This is a genomic window from Streptomyces sp. 5K101 (assembly GCF_046506645.1).
Taxonomy (GTDB): Bacteria; Actinomycetota; Actinomycetes; order Streptomycetales; family Streptomycetaceae; genus Streptomyces.
The window spans coordinates 550,822-572,555 of record NZ_JBKFFO010000003.1 but is presented as its reverse complement, the minus strand read 5'-3'; the positions used below and the strand labels follow the sequence as shown (position 1 = coordinate 572,555).

The following is a 21,734-nucleotide window of genomic DNA, read 5'->3' as shown; positions in this document are numbered from 1 at the left end:
TCTCCTTCTCGTTCGATCCCTGCGCGTCATGCGGCGGGTCAGATACTGACCTTCACGTCGTCGTGATCGGTGGACAGGGCCAGCTCCCGCCAGGTGTCGGTCTCCTCGCGTAGCTGAGCGATCTTACGGTCCATGGCCGCGGCGCAGTCGCTGCCGAGCTGGGCGCGCAGCGGCGGGTTCGCAGCGTCGGCGAGGACGAGGATGGCCGTGGCTCCCTTGATGGGGTCACCGGGCTGGGCGTGGTTGAGTCCGGGGACGGCCTGGCGCACGGCGCCGGCGGTGCCGGCGTAGTCGGAGATGAGCTGGCCCTCCGTGTGCAGGCTGGTGGCGTCGAGGAAGTCGGTGCGGAAGTATCCCGGCTCCACGATCGTGACATGGATCCCCAGCGGTGCCAGTTCCGCGCGCATGGCCTCGGAAAGGCCCTCAACGGCGAACTTGGTGGAGCAGTAGACGCCGAAGCCCGCTGCGCTCTCGAAGCCTCCGATGGAACTCAGGTTGAGCACGCGGCCCGACCTCTGCCGGCGCATGACCGGCAGTACGGCGCGGGTGACGTTGGCCAGACCGAAGACGTTGGTGTCGTAGACCGAGCGGAACGCTGCGTCGGAGGTTTCCTCGATCGCGCCGAGCACGCCGCGTCCCGCGTTGTTGACCAGGACGTCGATCGTGCCGAACCTCTCCACGGCCGCCTCCACGGCTTCGCGGGCCTGCGCCTCGTCGGTGACGTCCAGGGCGACGGCGAGCAGGCTGTCCCCGTACTGGGAGAGCGCGTCCTGTACGCCCTTCGGACTGCGGGCCGTCGCCACGACCTTGTCGCCCCGCTCCAGTGCCTGGCGTGCGATCTCCAGGCCGAACCCGCGGGACGCACCAGTGATGAACCAAGTGGACATGCCACTACCTCTCATTTGTTCGATGTTAGAAAAATCAGGTCAGATGCAACGATTTTTCGTATCACTGCGATGGAGCAGCACTTACTGCCCTCTGTGGCCGGCGGCGGCCCTTCCCGGCTGGGATACGGGCCGACCCCGGCGGACAGCGATGGCGCCTGCCACCACGGCGAGCAGAGCCACCAGCAGCCCGAACCCCGAGAAGGCGGCGGCGACGCCGAGCCGGGACGCGGCGGCACCCACGGCCACCACCGGCACACTCACCGCCAGGTAAGCCAGGGCGAAAAACCCCGGCAGAAGCTGGGAATGCCCGCCGGCGATCACCGCTGCCGTCACGGTGCTCGTGGAGCCCATGAAGGACAGGCCGAAGCCCGCGCCGGTGATCGCCGCGCCGGAGAAGAACAGCACGGCGTGAGCCGTGTCGAACCCGATCACGGACACCCCGACCCCGGCCACGAGCAGCGCGCACCCCGTTACCGATGCTGCCCGGTCGCCAAGCCTTCGCAGCAGCATCGGAGCGATGCCGCCGAAGCCCTGCACCACGAGGATGACCAGCGAGGACAGCGCTCTGTCAGTGGTGTGCAGCAGGCTGGCGACCAGGTCGACCCCCAGTGCCAGATACAGGCCGACGACCGCCCAGCTGGCCGTCACGATGGGGGCCACCCGGAGCAGGATCCTCCGTGGCTCCGCGCCCAGCCGCAGCACCCGGGGGCGCCAGGGCCGTAGCCGTTCCGGCACGACCTGCCAGGCGGGAATCGCCCGCACCAGGGCAAGTCCACCGAGGGACAGGATGATCAGCACAACGAACGGGGTGACCAGCGGTGCGGGAGCGAACTGCACTGCAAGGCCGGAGAACACCGCGCCCAGCGCGATGCCTGTCGAAGTCGCCGCACTGTTGGCCGCCGCTGCGGCCTGGTGACTGCGGTCCCGGTGCAGGTCGGCCAGTGCCGAGCCCGCGCTGCTGGTGAGCAGCCCGACCGCGACGCCCTGGATCAGGCGGGCCAGGCACAGCGCCCAGGCTCCCGTGGCCAGGAGGAACACAAGGAAGCTGACGACAATGGTGACCAGTGCCACCACGATCGTCCGCTGGGTACCCAGCTGCCCGGCCAGGCCCCCGGCCAGCAGCAGGGTCAGGATTGCACCGAGGGCGTAGCAGGCGTAGACGATCGTCGACGTGGTCGTGCCGAAGTTCCATTGTTGCTGGTAGAGCCCATACAGCGGAGACGGCGCGCTGCTGGCGGCCATGACCACGAAGACGACGCCGACCACGGTTCGAAAGTGCCAGGGGCGGTGCGGCCGGTGGTGCTGGGTGGTGTGCCGGCGCCCCCGGGTCTCGAGGGCGGCCGGCTTGCCGGCGTTCACGTTCTTGCCATCTCCGGTGGGAATCCAGCGTCGGCCGTCAGCGGCCGAGGACGACCTTGGTCTCCAGGTACTCCTGCATGCCGTCGGGGCCCCATTCGCGGCCGTTGCCCGACTCCTTGTAGCCGCCCCAGGGGGCGGTCCAGTCGAACTCGGCGTTGTTGATGATCACGTAGCCCGCTTCGATCCGGGAGGCGACGTCCGCGGCGTCCGCAAGATCGCTGCCGGTGACATAACCGGCGAGGCCGTACCGGGTGTCGTTGGCGATCTGGACAGCCTCGTCCACCGTGTCGTAGGTGATGATCGACATCACCGGGCCGAAGATCTCTTCCTGGGCGATGGTCATGTCGTTGGTGACCCTGGAGAACACCGTGGGCTTGACGAAGTGCCCGTTCTCCAGGCCATCCGGCTTGCCCAGGCCTCCGGTGAGCAGCAGAGCCCCCTCATCCAGGCCGGTCTGGACATAGCGCTGTACGGTCCGCCACTGCTCGCCGGAGATCAGCGGGCCCATGTCGGTGCCCTCCGCGCGCGGGTCGCCGATCTGGAGCGCCTCCACCCGCGGGAGCAGCACCGACAGGAACTCCTCCAGCCGCTCGCGCGGCACCAGGGTCCGGCTCGGTGCACTGCAGATCTGGCCGGTGTTGGCCATCAGCCAGGTGAGCACCGTGTCGACCGCAACGTCCAGATCCGCATCCGGCATGATCACCTGCGGCGACTTGCCGCCGAGCTCGGTGGCCACGCGCTTGGCGCTCTTGGCCGCGGCGGCGTTTACCTGGAGCGCGGCCTCACCCGAGCCGGTGAAGGACACGACGGCGACGTCGGGGTGCGAGGCAAGCGCGTTTCCGATCACCGAGCCGCGGCCGGTGACGAGATTGAAGACACCTGCGGGGACGCCGGCGGCCTCCAGGATCTCGGCCAGGACGACGGCCGAGTACGAAGCCAGCTGAGCCGGCTTGAGGACGACGGTGCAGCCGGCCGCCAGCGCCGAGGCGGTCTTGCCAGCCGGCTGAAGGGCGGGGAAGTTCCACGGAGTGATCAGAGCCGCCACGCCGATGGCTTCCTTGCGGATGTGGGTGGTGCCACGGTCTTCGGTAAACGCGAACGTCTTGAGCACCTGGGCAGCGGCCCGGAACTGGATCAGCCCGGCGGCAACGTGCATGGCACGGGACAGCGGCAGCGGACAGCCCAGCTCGGCGGTGACCGCCTGGGCCATGTCCTCGGCGCGCCGCTCGTACTCGTCGGCGATCCGCTCCAGCAGGTCGATACGTTCCTGGCGGGTGGTCCGGGAGAAAGAGGGGAATGCCCGGTTGGCCGCGGCGACCGCCAGGTCGACGTCGGACTCGCCGCCGAGCGCCACCCGGCCGGACACCGCGCCGGTCGCGGGGTCGGTCAGATCGACGACTGCGCCGTCGAGGGGCTCGCGCCAGACGCCGTCGATGTACAGCTTGGTGTAGTCACGCATGTTGTCTCCGTCAGAGTCGCGGTTCGCCATGTGGCGGAGGCGGCCTTTCGTGTGCGAAGGCGCCTTGTCGAATCCATCGTCGTGACGGAGAGCCCTGGCATACAGGGAGGCCTTTTCCTGGGCATCGGTCCCTGGGAAAACCAGTACCAGGCACACCGAGCAGGCTGGACCAACCCTGCGAGCAGGGCCGACGATGTGGCACGAGAAGAGCCCGAGCGACCGGTCGCGAACCGTGCCGGTGAGCCCCGAAGCGACAATGGCCCAACCGTGCCGTGCCCCGACGAAAGGCAGCAAGCGTGCGTCATGACGGCTTGCGGGCGGACGGGGAGACCTTCCTGGCCGCGGGCGAGCACCCCGAAACATCAGCGGTTCGCCGGATTCACCGGCATCGAGCGGCGACGGAGGTGTGTCGCGGCCTGACGGCCTGCTGCACCCCTTGGACGCAGGAAGCCGACCCATCGTATGACGGATGGTGCGCAGCCAGGGGACGTCTGCGCTCATCCGCTCCAGTGACTCGGCACCGGTACGCCCGGCACTGGCGGCGTCGACAAGGACGACCGGAGCTCCTGCGGTCACCATGCTCACGCGTACCGGCTCGGCGGCGCCGACCCGCAGGTCCTGGGCGGCCTGGCTGGTGGGGAACGGCGAGCCGGTGGTGCCACTGGCCGGGTTGCGGAAGGTGAGGCCGACCGCGACCCCGCCGGCACGGGTGCCGGGTACCGTCTGGCGGCCGAAGTGGTGCACCACGCCGCCGGGGGTGTCGACGATCCCTTCGAGGACCGCGCCGGTATTGGTGTTGTGCATCACCACGCGCGTCCGGTCGCCGGTGACCGGAACCATTCCTTTGGTCACCGCGTACAGGGCGACGCCGGTGGCGCAGTTGCCGCAGTTGCTCGTCCACTCCACCGAGCCCGTCCCGATGCCCACTTGAGCGAACAGGTAGTCGACGTCGACGCCAGGTTGGGGTGAGGTGCCCTTACGCCAAACGCCGACTGAGCAGTATTGCCGACACCGTCGCTGCCGGCGTCCCCCTGTACCTGGTGCCACTGGCGCACCTGCGCATCCCTCAACTCCAGCGCGAGCGGCTACTTGACATCGCCGCCAGCGTCGACCCCCACGACACTGGCTGGGAAAACGTGCCTGACCTCCTAGACCGGCCGGAGATCGAGGTGCCGCAGCAGGACCGCCGGCGAGTCCGCCGCCTGCACGAGGACCGCCGCTGGGGACACGGCCACCGACTCCGCCACATGCTTCTCCAACCCCTCGGCACGCCCATCACCGACCCACAAGAGGGGGCGGGCGCAGAAGACCAAGCCGAGACAGACGACAGCGGACCCGACACTTTCGACCGCTGGCTGGAAGAGGTGCAAGAGCACGACGCCACCGAGCAGAGGGCTGCTTGGAAAAGCCTGTTGGAGACGTTGGGCGTGCAGGTTGAACCCGTGGGAGACCGCTGCCAGCTGTGGCGTGCCGGACAGCAGACCATGCGCGTGCACATCCCGGACGACGAAATCACCGGAAGCGATCTTGATTCTGTGAGCGAGGACCTGGTCATCTGCTGGCGCGGCATGAGCGACCGTGCCTCGGCGCTGGTGGCTTACGACGCAGCGAGCGGGGCGCGGTTCATCGAGCCCCACCAACTCGCGGCCCGCCTCGCATGGGTAACGCATCGGCACCGGAAGATGTTGCCGCCGGGCAACCCGAGGTCACGCTCCAGGTCCAGCGGCGTTTTCGCCTCGATGCAGGGCCGCCCGTCCGCGTCGGCCGCCAGGCAGCCGGCGAGCGGCTCGGCCAGGTGGGCGTCGAGCTGGGCGAGCGACGCCTTCAGCAGTTCCCCGCGTACGGCGTCGTGGTCCCAGAGGAACAGCCGGGCCGGGGTGTGCAGGCCGAAGAGGGTGAGCGTCTGGTAGCCCTGTGCGGCCAGGTCGGGGCCGAGGACCGTCGGGTCGGTGAGCGAGTGGCAGTAGATCTCGGCGGGCGGCGCGGCGGGCAGCTCGCCCGCGGCGGCCTGGGCGTGCGCGCCGGCCAGTTGCTCGTAGCCCTCGGCGATGTGGAAGGTCCCGGCGAACGCCTCGCGCGGGTCGACGCTCTTGTCGCGCAGCCTCGGCAGGCGCCTGAGCAGCATGTTCACCTTCAGCTGGGCTCCCTCCGCGGGTGGCGGGGGCGTGTCGCCGGTGAGGGCCGCCCGTTCCTGCGGGGAGGCGTTCACCAGGACGTGGCGGGCGGCGGCGACGCCCTCGCCGTCGTGCGTCCGGTAGGTGACCTCGGCCGTCCGCCCGTCCGTCTCGATGTGCAGCGCCTCGTGTCCGATGGCGATCACGGCGCCCGCCGCGCGCGGCGGCGGCCAGCGCGTCGGTGAGGGCGCCCATGCCTCCGACCGGCGCGTCCCAGGCGCCCGTGCCGCCGCCGATCACGTGGTAGAGGAAGCAGCGGTTCTGCTTGAGCGAGGTGTCGTGGGCGTCGGCGAAGGTGCCGATGAGGGCGTCGGTAAGGACCACACCCCGCACCAGGTCGTCGGTGAACCGCTCCTCGATCGCCACGCCGATCGGCTCCTCGAACAGGACCCGCCAGGCGTGCTCGTCGCCGACCCGGCGGCGCAGTTCCTCGCGCGTGGGCAGCGGCTCGGTGAGGGTCGGGAAGACCCGCTGGGCGACGTGGCCGGTCATGCCGTAGAAGCGCTGCCAGGCCCGGTACTCGCGGTCGGAGCCGGTCAGCCGCGTGAAGGCCTCCCGGGTGCGCCGCTCACCGCCGCCGACGAGCAGCCCCGTGGGACGGCCGTCACGCTCGGCGGGCGTGTACGAGGAAACGGTCCGGGCGCGCACCCGGAAATCGAGGTCCAGGTCCCGGACGATCTTCCGGGGCAGCAAACTGACCAGGTACGAGTACCGGGACAGCCGTGCGTCGACCCCGGCGAACGGCCGGGTCGACACCGCCGCGCCGCCGGTGTGGTCCAGCCGCTCCAGCACCAGCACGGAGCGCCCCGCCCGGGCCAGGTAGGCGGCGGCGACCAGGCCGTTGTGACCTCCGCCCACGATGACGGCGTCGTACCCGCGAGATGCCTCGTATGCGGTCATGGTCCTTGGTAGCACGTGATGATCTAGGTCGGCCAGAGCGGCGGAGCGGGCGTCCCAGGAGGCTGTTTCCCGTCGCGCGGGGCAAGCAGGTGATGTTCGCGTGTCCCGGCCTTTCGGTGCGTCGACTGGTTTCCCACCCTCTCCATGATGGCCCGGTATTTCCGACATCAGCCGCTTGTTGGCTGTGCATCAGGAAAAGAGGGTCATCTTGACGACCAAACGAAGGGTTCGTCGAGTCCTGCCACTCGTGCTGGCAGCACTCACACTGGGCTTGGCCATGCCCGGGACGGCTCCGGGCGCCACGGCGCGGGACCACGGGGACGCCGTGGTGGCGACCGACCACATCCGACTGCCCCCGGCGAAGGCCGTGACGCCCAGGGGGCACGCCGAGTCCGAGGACCGACGTCAGCCCCCGGCACCGCTCCCCACCGACACGAAAGAGCAGCGTGCCACCGCCCGGGAGGTTCCCGCGCAGAAGCGCCCGAGCGTCGGCGGCGCACGGACCTCCGCTCCCCTCGCGCCGCCCGCGGGCCAATTCAGCTTCGAGGGCCTCGACCAGGGCAGCACCGGCGTCCGCCCACCGGACCCGCACGGCGCCGTCGGCCCGAACCACTTCGTGGAGGTCACCAACGGCAGGGGCATCGGCGTCTTCAACAAGTCCACCGGCGCCAACGTGCTGACCATGTCGTTCGCCAACTTCTTCGCCTACGCGACGGCCTTGATCTTTGATCCACGGGTCGTCTACGACAAGAAGTGGAACCGATGGGTCGTCGTCGCCGAATCGCTCCCCGAGCCGAGCAACCCCTCGGTCCAGTACCTCTTCATCGCCGTGTCCACGACGTCCGACCCCACCGGCCCGTACTTCCGCTACAAGTTCGACCTCCCGGAAGGCACCGACTTCTTCGACTACCCGCAACTCGGCATGGACCAGGACGCCGTGATCATCACGGGCAACGTCTTCAACGCGTCCCTCACCACCTACCTCCGCACGCGTGCGCTGGGAATCGCCAAGGCGGACATCTACAACGGGCACAGCACCACGTTCCCGTACTTCAACCTCGGGGCGGTGGGTTCGGTGGCCCCTCCCATCGTGGAGGACAACAACGCCAGCGCCTTCCTCCTGACGGCCAGCCCTTCCGGGGCCCTGAGGCTGTTCCGCGCCACCGGCCTGGGCCGGAGCAACGCGAGCATCGCCGCGCCGGTGAACGTGCCGGTGCCGGCGTACGCCCTTCCCCCGGACGCGCGCCAGCCCGGAGTCCCCGACCGGCTCGACACGCTGGACGCCCGCTTCCAGAACGCCAGCACACAGATCGGCGACGAGCTCCTCAACATCCACACCATCGCGGCCGACTCGCGCCCGACGCCGAAGTGGTACCAGATCAACACCGGCACCAACGCCCTGACCGCGTCCGGGTTCGTCTTCGAGTCCAGCGACTCGGACGACTTCAACCCCGCGGTGGCCGGCTCCCCGTTCGGCGGCACCGCGGCCAATCCCATCGGACGCATGTTCTTCACCTGGTCGTCGACCGACGCGGTCGGCTCCGGCCTCCACCACGCCGCAGTCAAGGGCAGCGGCCGGTTCGCGACCGATTCCACGACCGTCACGGGAGGCGTGACCTTCGCGCAGGCGACCGGCCCCTACAACCCGTCGTCGGCCACCGTCGAGCGCTGGGGTGACTACTCGTCGGTCACCATCGACCCCGTGCCCTTCGGCGGCTGTCCCGTCGGCCAGCGTGCCTGGCTGGTGAACGAGCGGCACGTGAGCACGAGCCTGTGGGGTTCGCGGATCGGACGTCTCGGTTACTGCTAGCCGAGAACCGAACCGGAACCACCGTCGAGGGCGGAGGAGCGCTGCGTCGCACCTCCGCCCTCGCCTCTGCCCGTCGCGCTTGGTGCATGGCGCAGGCCTCCTACAGTGGAGGTGTACTACGGCTCGCGAGCCGTCCGCGGAGACGGTAAGGGCCAAGGAGGAGCACAGTGCGTTCCCAGGTCCTGGCCGTGCCCGCCACCGCATCGCTGATCGCGCTGGCGGCACTCGCCTCCTGCGAGGGGCCCGGCAACGCGCCGAGGGGCACCGGGTCGGGCGTGGCGGGTGTCGTCGTCCTGTGGCCGGTGTGCCCCGTCGAGGGAGCCCTGGAGCAGCGCGAGGAGGACTGCCGGGGCGAACCGACCGAGGCGACGGTGCGCGTACGCGATCGCACCACGGATGACGTTGCCGCGACGGCGCGCACCGAGCAGGACGGCCGGTTCCGGATCTCCCTGCGCCCCGACGCGTACACCGTGACAGCCGAAGTACCGGGCACGCACTCCTGCAAGCCGATCGACGTCACCGTCCGTCCCGGCGCGTACGCGGACGTGACGGTCGGGTGCGACACGGGCCTGCGCTGACGGCGCGGGACGCCTCGGGATCCGGGCCGTGCCGGGTGGCTCATCGTCCGCCCGGCGTCCCTTGGTGGCGCAGCGCCGCCGCCCTCAGGTACCCCGCCTCCGGGGCACGGCCGAGCTGCCGAAGACAGTGGGCCTCGTCGTTGCGGCTGGCCAGGGTGTCGGGGTGGTCGGCGCCCAGGACGCGTTCGCGGGCTGCCGCCACTCCGCGGTACTCGGTGAGTGCGTCCGCCCAGCGGCCCAGCCAGCCCAGGCCGACGGCGACCTCGCGGCGGCTGACGAAGGTGTCGGGGTGGTCCGGGCCGAGCACGCGCTCGCGGATCGCGCACACGTCGCGGGACTCGGCGAGGGCCTCCTCCCAGCGGCCGAGCCGACCGAGGTTGACGCCGAGGCCGTGGCGGGCACGCAGGGTCTCGGGGTGGTCGGGGCCCTGGGCGCGGGTACGGCCGGCGATCAGGTCGCGGTACAGGGCCAGGGCTTCAGCGGCGCGGCCCAGGCGGCCCAGGCTGATGCCGATTTCGTACCGGGCGGCGAGCGTGTCGGGATGGTCGGGGCCGAGGGCGCGGGCGCGGGCCTCGGCGACCTCGCGGTAGGTCTGCAGGGCCTCGTCCCAGCGCCCCAACTGGCCGAGGGCGTAAGAGGTCGTTTTCTCCCGTTGTTTCATCCCGGGATCGGGTGTTTGGTCTGCGGTGTCGGGTCGCGCCAGGAGAGGGTGTGCCAATTTAGTACTGCAACGGTCCTTGCCGTGACGGTTGGGCAGGTGGGTCGTTGGTTTGTTCATGGGTGGGGTTCTTGTTGATGCCCGGTCGTGGGCGGGTGAGCTGAAGGCTCTGCATGAGCGTTTCGTGCACCGTTTCTCCAGGTCGGAGCCGCGGGAGTCGACGCTTGCGTATATGCGGGGGTTGATATCACCGTTGGAGCGGAAGAACGGCTGGACGCTGGCGGAGGAGGCCGGTCATACGGGTCCGGACCGGATCCACCGGCTGCTGAACCGGATCGACTGGGACGCGGAAGAGGTCCTCGACGATGTGCGGGGCTATGTGGTCGAGCACCTCGGCGATCCGGAGGCGGTGTTGATCGTCGACGACACCGGGTTCCTGAAGAAGGGCGTGCGGTCAGCCGGTGTCCAGCGGCAATATTCCGGAACCGCAGGCCGCACAGAGAACTGCCAGATCGGAGTCTTCCTGGCCTATGCCGCCAGCCGCGGCCGCACACTGATCGACCGCCGCTTGTATCTGCCCACGTCGTGGACGGATGACCGCGACCGGTGCCGTCGGGCCGGCATCGACGACGCGGTCGGCTTTGAGACGAAGGTGGTGATGGCCAAGACCATGATCCGCCGGGCGATCGCGGACCGGATCCCGTTCCGGTGGGTGACCGCGGACGCCGCCTACGGCTTCTCCAAGGGCTGGCGGTCCGAGCTTGAGCAGGCCGACGTCTTCCACGTCATGGCCACCACCCGCCACGACACCGTCGTCACCCGCTGGGCCATCGACCACCCCGTCCACGACCTGTTTCACGGGCTGCCACGGCAGAAGTGGAAGCGCCGGTCCTGCGGGAACGGTGCCCACGGACCACGCGTGTTCGACTGGGCGAGGGTCGAGGTCCGTCCATGGCACCGGCCCGACCGGCAGCACTGGGTGATCGCCCGCCGCAGTGTGAGCCGGCCCGAGGAGGTCTCCTACTACATCGCCTACTGCCCGGCCGGAACCACCCTCGACGAGCTGATCCGCATCGCCGGCAGCCGCTGGGCGATCGAGGAGTGCTTCCAGACCGCCAAGGGCGAGTGCGGGCTGGACGACTATCAGGTCCGCCGCTACCCCGGCTGGCACCGACACATGACCCTGGCCATGGCCGCCCACGCCTGCCTCACCGTCCTGCGGGCCCGCGAGCTCGATACAGAGAAAGCAGAAACGGATCCTCCGACCTTGTGCCCCTCAGCCTCCCCGAACTCAGGCGTCTGATCCACCGCCTCACACACCGGCGACCCGCCTCGATCGACCATGTTCTGCACTGGTCACACTGGCGACGCAGACGACAACACCAAGCCCGCATCAGCCACTACAAACGACGCGGCCACACACCACCAGAAACTGCCCAACCGTCACGGCAAAGACCGTTGCAGTACTAAGGCCGCTCGGATTCAGCAGGCGGGCCCCGACACTCAGGTCGGACGCGTTGACCCAGCCCCTGCCCTGCGCATAGAGGGGGTGGTTCGCCGTGGCCGTGATCTGCTTGGACCTGCCGTCGCCGTCCGCGTCGACAGAAAGGGTGACCAGATCCTTGACGCCGTCACCGATGATGACGTCGGTGACCGGGGAGACCTTGATCTCGCCTGTCACCTCATCCGCGGCAATCACCTTGTCTCCGACCTCCACCTCGCTGATGGGTTTGGTGCTCCCATCGGCCATGACGACCGGCGTGTCGGGGAGGAAGGAGTTACGTCGGCAGCTGCGGCCGATATAGCGTGCCGCGCGGATGGCCCGGTAGCCGCGATAGGCGCGGTAGCCCCAGGCGACTGCCCCAAGTCCGGGGATGAAGCCGGCCGCGGTGAGAGCGATGTCCCACTTGTTGCGCCAGGCCCAGCGCTTGGCCTTCTTGAAGAACTTCTTCCAGCCCCACTTGCCGTCGAGATCGAAGCAGTTGACGGGGTCGGCCGAACAGTACTCGTAGGCGTTGGCGTTGCCGCCATGGACGGGGTCGACGGACAGGAAGCGGCCGGTGGCCGGGTTGTACTGGCGTACGCCCATGAGGGTGTAGCCGGCCGCGGTCTCGCTGGAGCGCTGCTTGCCGCCGAGCCAGCCGTAGCGGACCGCCTTCTGGTCGCTGCGCGGGTTGCCGTACTCGTCGGTGTCCAGGACGATCGGTGCCTCGCCCGCATTGAGCGGCAGCTGCAGCGCGACGTCGCCGTGGATGTCGGTGAACTGCAGTACCGTGTCACCAGTCGCGCTGGTGACCGCGCCGAGGTTCCCGGAGAGGGAGTCCACATTGCGGGTCAGCGCACCGGTGGCGGTGTTCTCGATGATCCACCGGGGGTTGTCGTTGTCCCCGTCGTAGTGGTTGAGCTTGTTCTCCGTGGGCGACCAGGTGCCGCCGCTGTTGGTCTCCACCGTCCAGGAACGGAACCGCAGGTTCGCGTCGAGCTGCCAGGTCTGGCGCTTTCCGTTCGCGGTCTGCTGGTAGGCGAGATCGTTGGCGTAGTAGCCCACGCTCACCCCGCCGGGCAGGGCCGTGGTGCGGCCGAACGCGTCGTAGACATAACCGGAGTCGGTGATGCGGTCGGCGCTGTCGAAGGTGGAGCTCTTGGTGGTGCCCCCGGTGGTCGGGCAGTTCTGGCCGGGTGCCGAGGCGGCGGTGGTGAGGGATGTGCGGTTGGCGTGCTTGTCGAAGCCGTACGTGCGACGGGTGCAGACCGTCTCGACGGTGTCGTCGACCTGTATGAGGCGGCCGACGGCGTCGTAGCGATAGGTCTGGTCGGACCAGCCGGCGTGGCTGGTGGTCTGGCCCTGGACCGACTCGGTGACTGCGTCGGACATCACGATGGTGCCGTCGTTGTCACGGGTGTAGGTGCGGTCGACCGGAGCGCCGGTGGTGTCCTCGGTGATGGTGAGGGTGTAGCCGCCGGGGAGCTTCTCCGTGGTGACCGAGCCGTCGGCGTCGTAGGTGGCGGAGAAGACACCAGCGATGGAGTCGGTGGTCTTCGTGGCCAGGCCGCGCGGCTCGGCCGCGTGGTCGTACGTGTAGGTGACGGTGGACGGAGCGGTGTCGCTGACCGTGACCGGACGGTCGAGCAGATCGTACTCGGTGGTGGTCTTGCCGCCGTCGGCGTCGGTGTAGGAGATCAGGCGGCCGAGCTTGTCGTAGCCCCGGGTGATGGTGCCGCCGACGGGCGAGGTGGTCCTGGCCTGCTGGCCGGTGGCCGGGTCGTATTCGGTGGTCGTGTCCCGGGACCGCCTGGCCGGTGCCGCCGGTCACCTTGATGGTGGTCGGGCGCCCAGCCGTGTCGAAGGAAGTGGTGGTGGTGCGAGTGACGCCGTTCGCGATCTCGCTGCCCTTGGCTGCGTTGCCCCACCAGTCGTACTCAGTGGTGGTTGTGGGCAGAGCGGTCGGATTGCTGCCGCCGCCTGTGATGGTGCCGCCCGGTCCTACGGAGCACACCAGATCGGCCCACTCCGGGCGGCCGGCGCAGGCGCCCGTGCCGGCAGCAGACCAGTAAGTGGTCACCACGGTGCCGGCGTCGGTGGATCGTTGTCCCGGGGGAAAGATTCGGCCTCGACAACGTTTCCCGGGCGACCTGCGCGCAGGATGTGTCGGAGGGGCCGCCGAGCGGAATTCAATGAACGGAAAACAAGCGGGGAGGGGGTCCTGCATGGCGGCGCGTCGCCTGAGATGGCTTGTGGTGGTGGCAGCGTGCACAGTGGTGTTCGTCGCGTGCGTCGGCCTCGTGTTGTTGGCACCCATCGGGTGGCTGCCTGCCGATGACGGTATCCGGTGGAGCATCGCGCTCGGGTTCGCGGGCGCCGTGTCGGCTGCCGTGGGTGGCTCCCTCGGCTGGTGGACCACGCCGCGCGACGGAGAACCGGGCGGGGAGAGTGGCACGGCCGGCCGCGGGCGGCTCCGGATGACGGCCAGGGCGAGTCGCGGCGGCCAGATCTACCAGGCCGCCCGTGACCAGCACTTCGGCACCGGGCGAGGCGCGGCCGGCGGCGGTGCGGCGTCCGGTGACGGCGCCCCGGCCGACATCGACATGCGCGCCAGGTCCCGGCGGGGCCGCATCGCCCAGGCGGGTCGCGACCAGCACATCGGTGGCAGCGATGACCGATAACGGAACCTGGCGCCGCAGGAGCGAGCAGCGTGCCGATGCGAGGAGCGGCGGGAGGGTCGAACAGGCCGGCGGCGACATCAACCACACCTACAACGGCCCTGTCATCAACACGACCCACGCCACCAGCGGCAGGAGCAGGACTGCTGTGTTGGTCACCGCCGGAATCGTGGTGGTGATGGTCGTCGGGGCCTTCATCTGGGCGGGGCGGGGCAACACGTCGGACGGCGGGGCCGGTGCCGCCCCGTCCCCGTCCGCCACCAAGCCGTCCCCCTCACCGACCGCCTCCTGCTTCGGCGCTTCCTGTACCGGTGTGCCTCCGACGACGACGGTCTGTCAGAACGACGTCGTCACCGCCTACACGGGCCGCGGCCACGGAGTCCTGGTCGAACTGCGCTACAGCGCCCGCTGCCGTGCGGCCTGGGCCAAGATGAAGGGGTCGGCCACGGCCGACGTGATCCGCGTCACCGGCAAGGACGGCGACACGGCCGAGTACCAGCAACAGGGCGGCCGCGACGCGCACACGGACATGGTGGAGGCACAGCAGCCCGGCGACGCCACGGCGTGCGCGGCGCTCGTCGGCCAGGGCATGGTCTGCGCAACGGCACCGGCGGCCACGCAGCCCACGCCCCGGCCGTAGGCCGAGAGCGGCCTCAGCGCACCGTCCCCCGCACCACCGGTAGTTCCAGCACCCCCGTGTCCTCCGGCGCGCTCACGACCGTCACCGGCTTGACGCCCCGGTTGCCGAAGTACGCCGTGTCGCTCGCCGCGATCACGAACTCCAGCCGGTGACCCGTCTCGTAGCGGTGCACGATGCCCGGCAGGTCGACGGTGAACGGCCTGGTCACGTCCGGGACGCGGACCGGGGCGACCAGGCGGTTGACCAGGGTCTTGGTGCCGTCCGGAGCGAGGTCGTAGACCTTGGCGAACAGCACCAGCTTGTCCGCCGCGTCGTTCGAGTGCTGGACGCGTTCCGTCGCCGGTGAGACGACCTTGAGCCGGGCCCTGGGCGCGCCGACCACGTCGACGGGGGCCGTCAGCGGCTCACTGCGCCAGCCCAGGTAGGTGCCCTTGGTGTCGTACGGCTGCGGGTCGGGCAGGCCGATGATGCCGGACAGGGACGACTCGGAGTGGCTGGAGGGGACCAGCCAGTTGGCGTAGGTGCGGCTGCCGCGGGCCACCTTCGCGCGGGCGTCGACGAGTTTGCCGTCACCTGAGAGGTAGAGCTTCTGGGACAGGGACGGGACCGCGCGCGCCTCGCCGTAGCCGCTCTGCCAGTCGCGGTAGTAGGCGAAGGCCGGGCCGGTGTCCGCGTTCCCGTTGCGCCGCAGGTAGCGGTCGAACCAGGCGAGGACGCGCCGGCCGACGTAGCTGGTCTCCAGGTTGTCCGCGCCGATGTTGAGCTCGCCGGACGCGGGATCCGTCATGCCGCCGCTGTGGCCCCAGGACTGCCAGATCATCTTGGTCTCGGTGCCCCGGGCCTTGAGCGTCTCGTAGCTGGCCTGCGCCTCGTTGAGGGTGAACAGGCTGTCGGCCTGGCCCTGGACGAGCAGGGTGGGGGCCTTGACCCGGGACAGGTAGGAGGCGGGTGACACGCTGCGGGCGAAGTCCTGCATGTCGTCGACGCGGTCGGCCGGGTAGCTGCCGGAGTGGAGCAGGCGCAGTGTGTCGCACGCCTTGGTGACGAAGTGCAGGCAGCCGGGCGCGTTGAAGCGGGACGGGTCGAGGCCCGGATTGACCAGTGGCTGGCCTTCGCCGATGAGCCAGAAGCCGTCCGTCCACTGCCATTTGAAGGCGCCGGGGACGGTGGTGCCCACGGCGTTGTTGGGGTCGAGGGAGCGGTTCAGGTCGTTCCAGGTGATCAGGGGGACGAGGGCGTCCACCCGGTGGTCGACGGCGGCGGTGGCGAGCTGGATGGCGCCGCCGTACGAGCCGCCGATCATGCCGAGCCGGGGGTCGCCGTGCCCGTCCCTGGTCACGAAGTCGATCACGGTGCCGTCGTCGGCGGGGCGCGTGCCGGCGAGGAAGTCGATCAGGCGGGAGGCCGCCCGGCCGTCGATGTCCGGGTCGTCGAGGGAGATGAGGCAGCCGGACTTGCCGAAGCCGAGGCCGGAGTAGGCCATGGCCACGTAGCCGCGTGCGGCGAACGCCTTGGCCGTGTCCGCCGTTCCGTCCGACTTGCTGCCGCCGAAGCCGTTGGTGGTGAGCACGGCCGGGGCGGTCCGGTGGGTGCCGACGCCGGCGGGGCGGTAGAGGTCGGCGTCGACGACGCAGGTCCGGCCGCCCGCCTCGACGGTGAATTTCAGTGCGGTGACGGTGAATTCACCGGCCGGTGTGGCAGTGGCCGTGGCGGGGGATGTGAGCGCGAGCGGCGCGAGCAGCGCCGTCCCCGCGGCCCATACGAGAGGTGTACGGCTTCGGGACAGGGCACGTGACACGAGGACCTCCACATCGAGGACGCCATACCGACCGGTAAGTAAGCGGCCGCGCCCATGCTGTGACACGTGTCAAATGCACGTCAACGCCCCTGCAGTGACTTCTTGACGGGAATTCAGCAGCGGTCCGGGGAACGCCGACCGCCGCCACCGGCCCTCAGCGCAGCGCCGGTACCTCCAGCGTGAGCGTCCGGGCGTCCGCGTCCAGCGTGGCCGGCACGCCGAGCGGCATCGTCAGCGCCGTCTCCCCGTGCCCGAACCCGAACTCCTCCACCACCGGCACGCCGAGTCCGCCCAGCCGGTCGAGCAGCACGGCCCGCACCTGCGCGTAGGGGCCGCACTCGGCCCACGACCCCAGCAGCACCCCGCCGACGCCCGACAGCCAGCCGGAACGGAGCAGTTGGGTGAGCATGCGGTCGATGCGGTAGTCCTCCTCCCCCACGTCCTCCAGCAGCAGGAGCCCGCCCCGGGCGGACGGCCGGGCGTGCGGGGTCCCGACGTCGGCGGCCAGCAGGGCGAGGCAGCCCCCGAGGGTGACACCCCCTGCCCGCCCCGGCACCATCGTGCGGGCCTGCGGCAGGCCCTGAACGATGCGCACCGACTCCGGCTCGAACAGGGTGGCCCGCAGCGACTCCTGGGTGCGGGCATCGTCGATGAACGTGGCCGTGCCCACCATCGGCCCGTGCAGCGTCGCGAGCCCCATCCGCACGGCGAACGCCTCGTGCAGCGCGGTGACGTCGCTGTAGCCGACGAACACCTTGGGGCCCGCCGCCCGCATCGCCGTCCAGTCGGCCAGGTCCACCATGCGCTGGACACCGTAGCCGCCACGGGCGCAGATCACCGCGGAGACGGACGGATCGCACCACGCCTCGGTCAGGTCCCGGGCCCGGGCCTCGTCGTCGCCCGCCAGGTATCCCAACCGGGCGTGCGTCTCGCGGACATGGGGCATGACGACGGGATCGAGGCCCCAGCCGCGCAGGATGCCGAGGCCCGCGTCGAGGCGCTCGTCCGGCACGGGACCGCTCGGTGCGACGACGGCGACTCTCGCGCCCGGCCGCAGCCTCGCGGGCCGTATCACTTCCTGAACTCCAGCGCCGGGACGTCGGACCGGGTGATGCCGAAGGTCTGAACGTACAGGGACAGTTCGGCCTCCAGCGCGCGGACCATGGTCTCCACCCTGCGGAACCCGTGCCCCTCGCCCTCGAAGGCGATGTACGCGTGCGGGACGCCGCGGCCGGCCATCTGCGCGAGAAACCGCTCGCTCTGCGACGGCGGGCAGATGACGTCGTCCAGCCCTTGCAGCAGCAGGAACGGCGCGGTGATGCCGTCCACGTGGGTGAGCGGCGACCGTTCCCGGTAGCGTCCGGGGACCTCGGCGAGCGGGCCGACGAGCGATTCGAGGTAGCGCGACTCGAAGTCGTGCGTCTCGCCCGTCGCCCAGGACAGCAGGTCGAGCACGGGATAGATGATCGTCCCGCAGGCGTACACGCTGGTGGTGGCGAGAGAGGCGGCAGCCGTCCAGCCGCCGGCGCTGCCGCCGCGGATCGCCAGACGCCGGGGGTCGGCCGTGCCCTCGTCGGCCAGCGCCTCGGCGACGGCCGCGCAGTCCTCGACGTCCACCACGCCCCACTGCTCGCGCAGCCGGTTCCGGTAGGCACGGCCGTAGCCGGTGGAGCCGCCGTAGTTGACCTCGGCGACACCGATGCCGCGCGAGGTGAAGTAGGCGATCTCCAGGTCGAGTACGAGTGCGGCGCGGCCGGTGGGGCCGCCGTGCGCCCAGATCACGTACGGCGGAAGCTCGTCGTCGGGTGCGACCCGGTCCGGGCTGTGCGGCGGGTAGACGTGGGCGTGGATCTCCCGGTTGTCGGGGCCGGTGAAGGTGCGGATCTGGGGCTCGGGGTAATAGGCGGGGTCCATCGGGTCGTCGTGGGCGCCGCCGATGACACGGGTGCGGCCGGTGCGGGTGTCGAGCTCGACGATCTCGGCCGCGCTGCGCGGGCTGGCGGCGACGCCGATCACCCGGTCGCCGCTGACGGCGAGCGTGGACGCCCATTCGCTCCACGGGCCCGCGGCGTCGACGAGCTCGCCGGTCTCCGGATCCAGTATCCCGAGCGCGGTGGTGCCCCTGCCGTGGACGACGGCCACCAGCCCGCAGTCGAGCGGCTGGAACCACTGCGAGCCGATCTTCCACAGCGGTCCGCCGAACTCCTCGCCGCGGCCCGGGCACAGGGCGGTCGCGTGACCGAAGTCGGCGCCCGCCGGGCGGATGCGGCGCAGCTCCCACCAGCCCGCACGGTCGGAGACGAACAGCAGGGAGCCGTCCGGGGCCCAGTCGACCTGGCACACCGCCTCGTCCGCCTCGCCGACGACCGTGCGCACCTCCCGAAACGGTCCGCCCCCGGTCACCTCGCCGAGCATCACGACCGTGGCGTCCCACGGCATCTGCGGATGGTCCCAGGCGATCCAGGCGGCGTGCCGGCCGTCGGGCGACACCTCGGGGCCGGTGACGAAGCGGTGCCGGTCGTCGCTGAGTTCACGGACGGCGCCGCGGTCGTCGGCGGCCGAGCCGTCGAGCGGCACGGCGACGATCACCCGGCGCACGTCGGTGGGCGCCTCGCCGGTGAACTCCTCGAGGACGCACCAGACCTCGCCCTGTTCGATCCGCAGCCGGGGATCGGCCCACCGCAGCCCGCCGCCGACGGACGAGGTGGGCGTGAGCGGACGCGGCCGGGCCCCGGGCACGTCCGGCTCGTACGCGTACAGCCGCTGGTCCGGGAAGTTGACGAAGACGACCAGCGGACCGCCGTCGGCCCGCCCGGTCCCGGCCCAGGGCAGGCCGCCGTACTCCATCACCCGGCTGCGCACGTGCCACGGGGCGGACAGCACCGACTCCTCGCGGCCGTCGGGGCGCCGGCGCATCAGGGTGCGCCGGCCGCCCTCCGTCGGGCGTGGCGCGGTCCACCACACCTCGTCGCCGACGACGCCGAGGTGGTCGGGCTGTCCGTCGTGCGAGGCGGCGAGGGCGGCGCCGATCGGAGAGGGCCAGGTTCCGTAGGGCCCGGTGGGTACCATGTGCCGCTTCTCTCTAGGCGCTTCGCAGGTAGTGGTCGAGCACGTGGACGCCGAAGTGCAGGGCCTCCACGGGAACGCGTTCGTCGACGCCGTGGAACATGGCCGCGTAGTCGAAGCCGGGCGGCAGCTTCAGCGGGGAGAAGCCGTAGCCGGTGATGCCCAGCCGGGAGAACTGCTTGGCGTCGGTGCCGCCCGGCATGCAGTACGGCACGGTGCGGCCGTCCGGGTCGAACCGCTCGACGGCGGCGCGCAGCCTGGCGAACGTCGGGGAGTCGACGGGCGCCTGGAGCGGCACCTCGCGGTGGTGGAACTCCCAGTCCACGTCCGGCCCGGTCAGCCGGTCCATGGTCGTGGCGAACTCCTCCTCGGCACCGGGCAGCATCCGGCCGTCCACGTAGGCCGTCGCCTGACCGGGAATCACATTGATCTTGTATCCGGCCGCCAGCATCGTGGGGTTGGCACTGTTGCGCACGGTCGGTTCGACCAGGGCCCCGGCGGGTCCGAGTTTGGCGATCAGCGCGTCGGCGTCGAATCCGGGCGCGTGCACGTCGGTGTCGATGCCGTGCAGTACGGCGAGTTCGGCGAGGGCCGCCCGTACGGTGGGGGTGAGCCGTACCGGCCATTCGTGCTCGCCGATCCGGGCGATGGCGGCGGCGAGCCTGGTCACCGCGTTGGCACGGTTCACCTTGGAGCCGTGGCCCGCCGTGCCGCGCGCGGTGAGCTTCAGCCAGGCCGTGCCGCGTTCGCCGGCGGCGATGGGGTAGAGCGTCATGCCGGGGCCCGCGTGGAAGGAGAACGCGCCGGACTCGCTGATGCCTTCCGTGCAGCCCTCGAAGAGGCCGGGGTGCTCCTCGGCGAGGAAGCCGGAGCCGTCGACCGCGCTGGCCTCCTCGTCGGCGGTGTAGGCGATGACGATGTCGCGCCGGGGCCGGACGCCGTACCGGGCCCAGGCCCGTACGACGGCGAGCATCATCGCGTCCATGTTCTTCATGTCGACCGCGCCGCGGCCCCACACCACCCCGTCGCGCACCTCGCCAGAGAAGGGGGGGACGCTCCAGTCCGCGGGCTCGGCGGGGACGACGTCGAGGTGGCCGTGGACGAGGAGCGCGTCGGCGGAGGGATCGGTGCCCTCGATGCGGGCTACGACATTGGTGCGGCCCGCTGTCCGCTCCAGCAGGGCGGGTTCGAGTCCGGCGGCGGCGAGCCGCTCGGCGACGTATTCGGCGGCGGGCCGCTCGCGGCAGTCGCCTGCGCCGCGGTTGGTGGTGTCGATGCGGATGAGTTCGGAGGTGAACGTCACCACTTCGTCGAGGGCCTGGGCATCCATGGGGGTCGTCGTCACGTCAGCCATACTGCTCCTCCACAGCCGCGGAGACGATCGTCGTGACCGCCTTGAACGTGCGAATGCCTTCGTACATCGTCTCGCTGGTGTACGCGACCCGCCTCTCGCCGCGGGACCTGGATACGCCCGGGACGACGGTCGCGGCGGCGGCCAGGTGCTCGGCGTCGAACTCCAGCTCCACGGTGAAGGGTCCGCCGTGCACCGGATCGTGCCGCACGGCGAGCGCGGCGGCCTCCTTGGCGGCGGCCCGGATCTCGGCCGCGGTCCTGGCCGGGGTGCGGCACACGGCCGCATAGCGCGAGACGTGGTCCTTGACGGCGACCTTGAGCGCGCCGGGCGCGTAGCCGAGCGCGTCCTCGCAGGTGAGGTCGTCGCCGGTGACGAGGACGACGGGAACGCCGTACTCGGCGACGACCTGGGCGTTGAGCAGTCCCTCGCTCGCGCGGACGCCGTTCAGCCATACGCCGGTGATGGAGTTGGCGAGGTAGGTGTGGGCGAGGACGCCTTCGGAACCGGCGCCGGTGTGGTAGCCGACGAAGGCGATGCCGTCGACGTCGCCGTGCTGCACGCCCTCCACCATGGACAGCGACTTGTGGCGTCCGGTGAGCATCTGGGCGCGCTCGTCGAGCTGTTCGAGCAGCAGGTTGCGCATGGACCAGTGCGCCTCGTTGACGAGGACCTCGTCGGCGCCGCCGTCGAGGAAGCCGAGGACGGCGGCGTTGACGTCGGAGGTGAACATCGAACGGCAGCGTTCCCACTGGGGGGTGCCGGGCAGGACGTCGGCGGGCCAGGTCACCCCCGTGGCGCCCTCCATGTCGGCGCTGATGAGGATCTTCACAGCCACTCTCCCGTTCCACGGCGTCACGGTGCCCAGGGGCGCGAGTTTAGACCGGGGAGTG

General features: G+C 70.6%; 13 protein-coding genes and 4 pseudogenes. 5 read left to right on the top strand and 12 right to left on the bottom strand.

The features are described 5' to 3' along the window. Window positions 1–38: 38 nt before the first annotated feature. The 4 genes and pseudogenes from ACLB9X_RS08245 to ACLB9X_RS08230 all read right to left on the bottom strand — a co-directional run. Window positions 39–887, bottom strand: coding sequence for an oxidoreductase (locus ACLB9X_RS08245; protein ID WP_410359571.1), 849 nt, complete (start codon window positions 885–887; stop codon window positions 39–41). 81 nt (window positions 888–968) lie between these two features. Then, on the bottom strand, window positions 969–2,153 hold the full coding sequence (locus tag ACLB9X_RS08240) for an MFS transporter (RefSeq protein WP_410359570.1): 1,185 nt from the start codon (window positions 2,151–2,153) through the stop codon (window positions 969–971). 130 nt (window positions 2,154–2,283) lie between these two features. Then, window positions 2,284–4,752, bottom strand: coding sequence for an aldehyde dehydrogenase family protein (locus tag ACLB9X_RS08235; protein WP_410359569.1), 2,469 nt, complete (start codon window positions 4,750–4,752; stop codon window positions 2,284–2,286). A 571-nt stretch (window positions 4,753–5,323) separates the two neighbouring features. Further along, window positions 5,324–6,779 (bottom strand): annotated as a pseudogene (locus ACLB9X_RS08230) (phytoene desaturase family protein); the annotation flags it as partial. A gap of 277 nt (window positions 6,780–7,056) precedes the next feature. On the opposite strand from ACLB9X_RS08230, the gene ACLB9X_RS08225 reads away from it, so the two are divergent. Both ACLB9X_RS08225 and ACLB9X_RS08220 read left to right on the top strand, forming a co-directional pair. Next, a complete protein-coding gene (locus ACLB9X_RS08225; RefSeq protein ID WP_410359568.1) occupies window positions 7,057–8,589 on the top strand; it encodes a hypothetical protein in 1,533 nt (510 codons plus the stop codon). A gap of 167 nt (window positions 8,590–8,756) precedes the next feature. Beyond that, the gene (locus ACLB9X_RS08220) at window positions 8,757–9,167 is read left to right on the top strand and encodes a carboxypeptidase-like regulatory domain-containing protein (protein ID WP_410359567.1); all 411 of its coding nucleotides are present in this window, start codon (window positions 8,757–8,759) and stop codon (window positions 9,165–9,167) included. 40 nt (window positions 9,168–9,207) lie between these two features. On the opposite strand, the pseudogene ACLB9X_RS08215 reads toward ACLB9X_RS08220, so the two are convergent. After that, window positions 9,208–9,804, bottom strand: a pseudogene (locus ACLB9X_RS08215) (tetratricopeptide repeat protein); the annotation flags it as partial. Window positions 9,805–9,943: 139 nt separating this feature from the next. On the opposite strand from ACLB9X_RS08215, the gene ACLB9X_RS08210 reads away from it, so the two are divergent. Then, window positions 9,944–11,128 (top strand): IS701 family transposase, encoded by a 1,185-nt coding sequence (locus ACLB9X_RS08210; RefSeq protein WP_410359566.1) that lies wholly within the window; start codon window positions 9,944–9,946, stop codon window positions 11,126–11,128. A 90-nt stretch (window positions 11,129–11,218) separates the two neighbouring features. On the opposite strand, the pseudogene ACLB9X_RS08205 reads toward ACLB9X_RS08210, so the two are convergent. Together ACLB9X_RS08205 and ACLB9X_RS08200 are read right to left on the bottom strand one after the other, a co-directional pair. After that, a pseudogene (locus ACLB9X_RS08205) lies at window positions 11,219–11,560 on the bottom strand (polymorphic toxin-type HINT domain-containing protein); the annotation flags it as partial. A gap of 141 nt (window positions 11,561–11,701) precedes the next feature. Next, a pseudogene (locus ACLB9X_RS08200) lies at window positions 11,702–13,421 on the bottom strand (RHS repeat-associated core domain-containing protein); the annotation flags it as partial. Between the two features lie 112 nt (window positions 13,422–13,533). On the opposite strand from ACLB9X_RS08200, the gene ACLB9X_RS08195 reads away from it, so the two are divergent. Together ACLB9X_RS08195 and ACLB9X_RS08190 are read left to right on the top strand one after the other, a co-directional pair. Then, window positions 13,534–13,989, top strand: coding sequence for a hypothetical protein (locus ACLB9X_RS08195; protein WP_410359610.1), 456 nt, complete (start codon window positions 13,534–13,536; stop codon window positions 13,987–13,989). Next, window positions 13,979–14,626 (top strand): DUF2690 domain-containing protein, encoded by a 648-nt coding sequence (locus tag ACLB9X_RS08190; protein ID WP_410359565.1) that lies wholly within the window; start codon window positions 13,979–13,981, stop codon window positions 14,624–14,626. The genes ACLB9X_RS08195 and ACLB9X_RS08190 overlap by 11 nt, the downstream gene beginning before the upstream one ends. Window positions 14,627–14,639: 13 nt before the next feature. Here the strand turns inward: ACLB9X_RS08190 and ACLB9X_RS08185 are convergent, their stop codons facing one another. The 5 genes from ACLB9X_RS08185 to ACLB9X_RS08165 form a co-directional block, all read right to left on the bottom strand. After that, window positions 14,640–16,424, bottom strand: a complete 1,785-nt coding sequence (locus ACLB9X_RS08185) for a CocE/NonD family hydrolase (protein ID WP_410359564.1) — start codon at window positions 16,422–16,424, stop codon at window positions 14,640–14,642. Window positions 16,425–16,578: 154 nt separating this feature from the next. After that, window positions 16,579–17,499, bottom strand: a complete 921-nt coding sequence (locus tag ACLB9X_RS08180; protein WP_410359563.1) for an LD-carboxypeptidase — start codon at window positions 17,497–17,499, stop codon at window positions 16,579–16,581. Continuing rightward, complete coding sequence (locus ACLB9X_RS08175) at window positions 17,496–19,493, bottom strand: prolyl oligopeptidase family serine peptidase (RefSeq protein WP_410359562.1); 1,998 nt, start codon at window positions 19,491–19,493, stop codon at window positions 17,496–17,498. Before ACLB9X_RS08175 ends, ACLB9X_RS08180 begins: the two co-directional genes overlap by 4 nt. A gap of 13 nt (window positions 19,494–19,506) precedes the next feature. Beyond that, window positions 19,507–20,844: a M20/M25/M40 family metallo-hydrolase gene (locus ACLB9X_RS08170; RefSeq protein WP_410359561.1), complete on the bottom strand. Its 1,338-nt coding sequence runs from the start codon at window positions 20,842–20,844 to the stop codon at window positions 19,507–19,509. Continuing rightward, entirely contained in the window at window positions 20,837–21,673 is an 837-nt protein-coding gene (locus ACLB9X_RS08165) for a M55 family metallopeptidase (protein WP_410359608.1), read from the bottom strand. The genes ACLB9X_RS08170 and ACLB9X_RS08165 overlap by 8 nt, the downstream gene beginning before the upstream one ends. Between the last annotated feature and the right edge of the window lie 61 nt (window positions 21,674–21,734).